The following is a 6,866-nucleotide window of genomic DNA, read 5'->3' on the forward strand; positions in this document are numbered from 1 at the left end:
GTCGCGCCCTTCCACCCAACGCGGGCCGTCGCTGGTGTTTTCTTTTTTCCAGAACGGTGCACGGGTTTTCAGGTAGTCCATGACAAAGGCACAGGCGTCGAATGCTGCCTGGCGATGGGCACTTGCCGCACCGACGAAGACGATCGGTTCGCCCGGCTCCAATGCGCCGATGCGATGCAGCACTTCCAGTTTGAGCAGCGGCCAGCGTTGCTCGGCCTCGACGGCAATCTTGCCGAGGGCCTTTTCGGTCATGCCCGGGTAGTGTTCAAGAAACATCCCGGCCACATCGAGTCCATCGTTGAAGTCGCGAACATAACCGACAAAACTCACCACCGCACCGACGCCGACATTCGCTGCGTGCATCGCATTGACTTCAGCGCCAGGGTCGAACGCCGTGGACTGCACGCGAATCGCCATGGATCAGCCTCCGGTAACGGTGGGGAAAAACGCTACTTCATCACCATCAACGAGCGGTTCRTCGAGCTGGCACAAGTCTTCATTACGCGCGCACATCAGGTTCTGCTCGCTCAGCACCTCGGCGCCCTCACGTTGCGCCAACAGCAAGCGCACATCATCGACTGACGCGAAATCACCTTCGACGCTCAACCAATCAACGCCCAGTGCCTCGCGGTAACGGGCGAAAAACCTCACTGTCAGCTTCATTGATCGGCCACCTGATAATGCCCGCTCTTGCCGCCGAGCTTCTCCAGCAGGCGCACGGTTTCGATGACCATGCCACGGTCTACGGCCTTGCACATGTCGTAGATCGTCAGTGCAGCGACACTGGCCGCGGTCAGTGCTTCCATTTCAACCCCGGTCTGCCCGGACAGTTTGCAGCGGGCGACGATGCGCACCGCATCGAGGCCTTCGGCACTGAGCTCGACCTTGACGCTGGTGAGCATCAACGGATGGCATAGCGGGATCAGATCGGAGGTTTTCTTCGCTGCCTGAATGCCGGCAATGCGCGCCACAGCGAATACATCACCTTTGGGGTGACCACCACTGACAATCATCTGCAGGGTTTCAGGGAGCATACGCACAAGCGCTTCGGCCGTGGCTTCACGGAACGTCACGGCTTTTTCGGTGACGTCGACCATATTGGCGCGACCTTGGGAATCGAGATGAGTCAGCACAGCCTTACTCCTGATCAGGAGCACCGATTGTAAACCCGTGGGTCAAATTTTCGCGAGTTTGATTATTAAGGCCGTCCACGTACTCGTAGCAGCTGGCGAAGCCTGCGTTCGGCTCGGTCCGCGTTCGGGCGCAGCAGTCGTAAATCAGTCGCTGCGTTCCTTCAGAAACAACGGGGGTTCCGGATGGCGACCGCTGCGCGCTCGAACGCAGGCTTCGCCAGCTGCTACAGGGGAATTCGCTGTGCAATAAAAAACCGGGCGGCTTTGGGGCCGCCCGGTTTGGGTGAAGGTTACAAATGCGATTCGGCGTATTCGGCCAGAATCGAACGTGGTACCCCTTGCAGGGTGATGTGCACCCCGTTAGGGAAGTCCTTGAAGCGTTCAGTCAGGTAAGTCAGCCCGGAGCTGGTCGCGGACAGGTAAGGGGTGTCGATCTGCGCCAGGTTGCCCAGGCACACCACTTTGGAACCGGCGCCGGCACGGGTGATGATGGTTTTCATCTGGTGCGGTGTGAGGTTCTGGCATTCGTCGATCAGGATCAGGCTCTGCTGGAAGCTGCGGCCCCGTATGTAGTTGAGGGATTTGAACTGCAACGGCACTTTGCTGAGGATGTAGTCGACGCTGCCATGGGTGCTTTCGTCATCCATGTGCAAGGCTTCGAGGTTGTCGGTGATGGCGCCCAGCCAAGGCTCCATTTTTTCTGCTTCGGTGCCCGGCAGGAAACCGATCTCCTGGTCCAGCCCCTGCACGCTACGAGTGGCGATGATGCGCCGGTAGCGCTTGCTGACCATGGTTTGCTCGATTGCCGCAGCCAGCGCCAGGATGGTTTTACCCGAACCCGCAGCACCCGACAGGTTGACCAGGTGAATGTCCGGGTCAAGCAAGGCATACAGCGCCAGGCTCTGATAGATGTCGCGTGGTTTCAGGCCCCAGGCTTCCTGGTGCAACAGGGGTTCCTGATGCAGGTCGAGAATCAGCAGCTTGTCGACCTGGATTTCCTTGATCCAGCCAACAAAGCCCTGTTCGTCGATGATGAACTCGTTGATATGCACGGCCGGCAGGTTGTCGATCAGTTGCACCTGATGCCAGGTGCGGCCATGGTCCTGACGGGTTTCGACCTTGCTCACACGGTCCCAGAACGAGCCCGTCATGTTGTGATAACCGTTGGGCAGCAACGACACGTCGTCAACCAACTGGTCAGTGCTGTAGTCCTCGGCCGCAATCCCGCAGGCTCGAGCCTTGAGGCGCATGTTGATGTCTTTGGTCACCAGTACCACACGCAGTTCCTTGTCACGCGTGTGCAGGTCGATCAACTGGTTGATGATGATGTTGTCGTTCAGGTGTTCGGGCAGAACGATGTTCGGCTCGGTACGCTTGCTCATCAGAATCGACAGCAAACCCTTGGGCCCGCTTTTTCCGCGCTGGATCGGTACACCCAGTTCAACGTCTTCGGGAGAGGCATCGCCCAGCGTGTTGTCGATCAGGCGAATGGCCTGGCGACATTCGGCCGCAACGCTGTGATGGCCGCTCTTGAGCTTGTCCAGCTCTTCAAGGACGGTCATCGGGATCGCAACGTGGTGTTCTTCGAAGTTCAGGAGCGCGTTTGGATCGTGGATCAATACGTTGGTATCGAGTACATAAAGGATTGGCAGGTTGGAGGGGCTACGTCCGTGATCATCCATACTCGGTCACCTTTGTGGGAGCCAGTCGACGCAATACCATGACAGTGCTGCGCCTCGAAGTGGCCACCGAATTCACCTGCCGTACTGAAATGAACTGCACGACTCAAGTGAACTGCACACACGGGGTCTTGGAAGACGCCACCTGTGTTGCAGGTTTCGGCGGTCTGTCTTCGTAATACTCCAAAACCCATGACAGAAAAAAGCACTTTGACGCTTTTTTGAAGTTTATTTTTCAGAGTGACGAAAAGCCCTTGGCGCGCCGCGCCGGCACCGTTAAAGTCGGAAGTCCGTCTGTATCGAAATCCCTCCTGAAATACTCCCCTGCCCCAGTGTTTCCGGCTTTTTTTGGGGAAGGGCCCGTTTCAGCGAAAAGCATCCTGACAATCTTCCCAGCCGATCCCGCTTTGCGCGGTGTGCATCAGCAGCCAGGGCATTGCCGTTTTCACCACGTCCTGTTTGGCGTTGAAATTGATCACCCCATGGCGCCACAACAGCATCAAGGTCAGCACCCGCTGCGCACTCTGCTCAGCCGTGAGCTGCCGACTGCCATCCGCAGGATCGATGTCCCACAGCGCAACCTGCACCCCCTGAGCCTTGAAGAAACCCTGCGCATCGGCGCGACGCTGGCCATTGGGCGGACGGAACAACGGCACGAAGTTCTCTGGCAGTTTGCTCTTCACCAGTTCGACGCTGCGAGTCACTGAGTACTGCCAATCCTGCCAATGGCTGTGGGAGCGGAATTCCCAGCCCTGCACGCCAATGCATTGCTTTGAGTACAACGCTTGCAGTTCGGCCACCGAATGCTGTGCCAGGCGGTTCTGGATATCGCTGCCCAGCACAAAGAAGGTCCCGCTCAGGTTCGCCTTGCGCAGGTACTCGGCCAGCCACGCGGTGTTGTCCGGCGCGAGGTTGGCGGCGCTGTCGAAGCTCAGCACAAACAGCCGATCGTTGAGTTCATCGCCATTACGCTCGTGGTCGCCGAACAGTTCGACTTCGCTGCTGGTCTGCGGAAACAGCGCGGCCTTGCGCAATTGTTCGTCCAGATAGCGCTCGTGAAAACGCCGGCTCGGCTCGGCCCATCGGGCGTAATAGGAATCTTCGCCGAGTTCGAACTTGGCGGCCTGCTCGCGCAGGGTGTCCATGTCTTCGACCAGAAAACAGAAGGACGCATCCTGATCGCAGCTGCGCTGGGCAAAATTATAGTTGGCAAGCAAGCGTTGCCACATGCGCGCGCGCAGCGTGTTGATCGACTCCAGGTTGATCATCCGCAACCCCAGGCGCTGCTTTAAAGCCGCCTCATCCAGCGCTTCACTGGCGAGCAAGGCCCGAGCGAAGGTGAGGATTTCCGCGCGTGAAGCGACATCGAACAGGGTCGGGTTGCCGAGTTGCTCCGGCCACGTGCTGCGGTCCAGCGTGGCGGGGTCGTTGGGCGCGGCATAGGCACTCACGCTGAACAACCAGGCACAAAACAGTAAAGCGATACGCAAAGGGATGTCTCCATAACAAAACCCGCGCGGCACTATAGCTGATCTCGCGACCTTCCCCGCTGCGCCTGCGTACCCAATGTGGCGAGGGAGCTTGCTCCCGCTGGGCTGCGAAGCGGCCCTGAGGCGATTAAAGGAGACGACTTCATGCTGATGGTGATTTCCCCCGCCAAGACCCTCGATTACGAAACACCGCCGGCCACCCAGCGTTTCACTCAACCGCAATACCTGGACCATTCCCAGGAGCTGATCCTGCAATTGCGCGAGCTGAGCCCGGCACAGATCAGCGAGCTGATGCACGTTTCCGACAAGATCGGCGGCCTCAACGCTGCGCGCTTCGGCAGCTGGACCCCGGCGTTCACGCCAGCCAACGCCAAGCAGGCGCTGCTGGCGTTCAAGGGCGACGTGTACACCGGCATGGATGCCCAGACCTTCAGCGAAGCCGATTTCGACTACGCCCAGCAACACTTGCGCATGCTCTCGGGCCTCTACGGCCTGCTGCGCCCGCTGGACCTGATGCAGCCGTATCGGCTGGAAATGGGCACCAGACTGGCCAATGCCCGCGGCAAGGATCTGTACGCCTTCTGGGGCACACAAATCAGCGAATGGCTGAACGAAGCCCTGGCCGAGCAAGGCGATGACGTGCTGCTCAACCTCGCCTCCAACGAGTACTTCTCGGCGGTCAAACGCAGCGCCTTGAACGCCCGGATCATCAATACCGAGTTCAAGGACCTGAAGAACGGCCAGTACAAGATCATCAGCTTCTACGCGAAGAAGGCCCGCGGGATGATGAGCCGTTTCGTGATCCAGGAACGCATCAACGACCCGGCTGCGCTCAAGCAATTTGACGTGCAGGGTTACCGCTACAGCGCCGAACAGTCGAAACCCGACAACCTGGTTTTCCTGCGCGACCACGCCCCCGAATAACGCATCACGATGGCGCACGGCATTGATCAATGTGCGTGCGCCGAAACGTGGTTTCCCCCCTACATCTCCCCACCCAATTCGTCATTTTTTTGGCGCCAAAAATACATCTTTTCAATTTATGAAATTTCTTTCACTCGACAAGCGTGAATTTTTTCAGTAGTGGCACGCATTTTTTTCAAGCGTAGTGGCAAAAAACTATTTACGTTAATTAACTCCCCATTAATAAAGGCCGAAACGGCAAGTGCTATCAATATGAGAGCAGTGCCATCTTTTGCAATATTTCAGGAAATTTCAAAAATCGGGATAAGCCGCCATGAACTATCTGAAAATACACCGCTCATACCACCGGTAACGATTATCTCTGAGCGTGTACGAGATAACTTACACAGCGTGCCGACCCTATCGCCAAGTTGTCATGCTCAACTTTGCTTTCAGGCCACTTACTAGGAGTAACAGGAGATAACGCACCATTACTATCCCCTACAAGGCCAAGGCTGCCCCCCTGTAAACGTGCTCACCTGAGCACCTGAGTGCTTGATATTGCTGGCTTTATGCAAACTTTCAAGTACCACAAGCCTTTTGCACCACGGTATTCAGAAGAAATGCCGGCTGCAGTTCAGGGCACGCCATCATCATCAGGCCAAGTTTCGCACACCTTGAGTGCACTTATTTAGACACTCGGAATTGAGTATGCCTGCACACGGTATTGTGGCGCCTGCCATCCACACTTCCGAGTGCACTTCGACCGCTGAACACTATTAACTTCGCGCCTTTAATGGCGTGATCAATACAGAGGTAATTACGATGCGCATCAGCATATTTGGTTTGGGTTACGTCGGCGCAGTGTGTGCCGGTTGCCTGTCTGCACGAGGCCACGAAGTGGTTGGCGTGGACATTTCCAAAGACAAGATCGACCTGATCAATGCCGGTAAATCTCCGATCGTTGAACCGGGCCTGGGCGAACTGCTGACCCAGGGCATTCAGACCGGTCGTCTGCGCGGCACCACCAACTTCGCAGAAGCCATCCGTGACACCGACCTGTCGATGATCTGCGTCGGTACGCCGAGCAAGAAGAACGGCGATCTGGAACTCAACTACATCGAATCGGTGTGCCGCGAGATCGGCTTTGTCCTGCGTGACAAAACCACCCGCCACACCATCGTGGTCCGCAGCACCGTGTTGCCGGGCACCGTGAAGAACGTGGTGATTCCGATCCTCGAAGACTGCTCGGGCAAAAAGGCCGGCGTCGATTTCGGCGTTGCCGTGAACCCTGAGTTCCTGCGTGAAAGCACCGCGATCAAGGACTACGACCTGCCACCGATGACCGTCATCGGCGAGTTCGACAAGGCCAGCGGTGACGTTCTGCAATCGCTGTACGAAGAACTCGACGCGCCGATCATCCGCAAGGACATCGAAGTCGCCGAGATGATCAAGTACACCTGCAACGTCTGGCACGCCACCAAAGTGACCTTCGCCAACGAGATCGGCAACATCGCCAAAGCGGTCGGTGTCGATGGTCGCGAAGTGATGGAAGTGGTCTGCCAGGACAAGACCCTCAACCTGTCCCAGTACTACATGCGCCCGGGCTTCGCGTTTGGCGGCTCGTGCCTGCCGAAGGACGTGCGCGCCCTGACCTACCG

General features: G+C 57.5%; 7 protein-coding genes. 2 read left to right on the forward strand and 5 right to left on the reverse strand.

The genetic code is table 11. From position 1 onward, the window contains the following. The 5 genes from AC1DH9_RS23510 to AC1DH9_RS23530 form a co-directional block, all read right to left on the reverse strand. Positions 1 to 417 (reverse strand): molybdenum cofactor biosynthesis protein MoaE (locus AC1DH9_RS23510; RefSeq protein WP_477808868.1); only part of this gene is annotated, 417 nt, incomplete at its 3' end. Between the two features lie 3 nt (positions 418 to 420). After that, positions 421 to 663, reverse strand: a complete 243-nt coding sequence (locus tag AC1DH9_RS23515; RefSeq protein ID WP_427545203.1) for a MoaD/ThiS family protein — start codon at positions 661 to 663, stop codon at positions 421 to 423. Continuing rightward, positions 660 to 1,133, reverse strand: coding sequence for a cyclic pyranopterin monophosphate synthase MoaC (moaC, locus tag AC1DH9_RS23520; RefSeq protein ID WP_054593900.1), 474 nt, complete (start codon positions 1,131 to 1,133; stop codon positions 660 to 662). Before moaC ends, AC1DH9_RS23515 begins: the two co-directional genes overlap by 4 nt. A 290-nt stretch (positions 1,134 to 1,423) precedes the next feature. Then, positions 1,424 to 2,815 carry a PhoH family protein gene (locus tag AC1DH9_RS23525; RefSeq protein WP_427545205.1) on the reverse strand — a complete coding sequence of 464 codons (1,392 nt, stop codon included), beginning with the start codon at positions 2,813 to 2,815 and terminating at the stop codon, positions 1,424 to 1,426. 362 nt (positions 2,816 to 3,177) lie between these two features. Further along, positions 3,178 to 4,302: a polysaccharide deacetylase family protein gene (locus tag AC1DH9_RS23530; RefSeq protein WP_427545207.1), complete on the reverse strand. Its 1,125-nt coding sequence runs from the start codon at positions 4,300 to 4,302 to the stop codon at positions 3,178 to 3,180. 144 nt (positions 4,303 to 4,446) lie between these two features. On the opposite strand from AC1DH9_RS23530, the gene yaaA reads away from it, so the two are divergent. Then, positions 4,447 to 5,226, forward strand: a complete 780-nt coding sequence (yaaA, locus tag AC1DH9_RS23535; RefSeq protein ID WP_427545209.1) for a peroxide stress protein YaaA — start codon at positions 4,447 to 4,449, stop codon at positions 5,224 to 5,226. Positions 5,227 to 6,030: 804 nt separating this feature from the next. Further along, positions 6,031 to 6,866 (forward strand): nucleotide sugar dehydrogenase (locus AC1DH9_RS23540; RefSeq protein ID WP_477808869.1); only part of this gene is annotated, 836 nt, incomplete at its 3' end.

This window comes from Pseudomonas sp. 05T35, from assembly GCF_056396605.1.

Excerpts from the sequence above, each read along its gene's own strand:
- AC1DH9_RS23525 (WP_427545205.1), bottom strand. The coding sequence starts at position 2,815 with ATGGATGATCACGGACGTAGCCCCTCCAACCTGCCAATCCTTTATGTA.
- yaaA (WP_427545209.1), top strand. The coding sequence starts at position 4,447 with ATGCTGATGGTGATTTCCCCCGCCAAGACCCTCGATTACGAAACACCG.